The following is a 390-nucleotide window of genomic DNA, read 5'->3' as shown; positions in this document are numbered from 1 at the left end:
CCTTCCCGCCGATGTACGTCTTGAGCCCGAAGTTCTCGTGAGCGGGGTCCCCTGCCCACCCCTCTTCGGTCGCGTTGACCACCGTCAACAGCGTGTCGCGCTCGATGGTCCGCTTACAGTACGCCTCGTCGAGCGGGCAGGTCTCGCCCGGCTGTAACAGGGGGTGTTCGGCGTGCGACACCTCCACGTGTTGCGTCGCGTCTTCGATCCGAGTGAGAAAGCCGTTCGGCACGTCGAGGTACTCGCAGCCGAGCGCCAGGATGGCCTCGACCTTCTGCTCGAACGTGCGGTCGTGGTCGGACGAGACCGCGTAGAGCCGTTGGATGGCGCGGAGACTCTCCTCCTGCCGCTGCTCCAGCTCGCGGCGGTCGGTGACGTCGCGGAGATAGA

At 66.2% G+C, this 390-nt stretch carries 1 pseudogene; it reads right to left on the bottom strand.

What is annotated here, in order from left to right:
• A pseudogene (locus EXE44_RS18445) lies at nt 1-390 on the bottom strand (histidine kinase); the annotation flags it as partial.

Origin of the sequence: Halorubrum sp. SS7 (assembly GCF_005435055.1) — an archaeon.
Classification (GTDB): Archaea; Halobacteriota; Halobacteria; order Halobacteriales; family Haloferacaceae; genus Halorubrum; species Halorubrum salinarum.
Note: the sequence above shows the minus strand (reverse complement) of the source record. Positions and strands in the feature narration are given on the sequence as shown.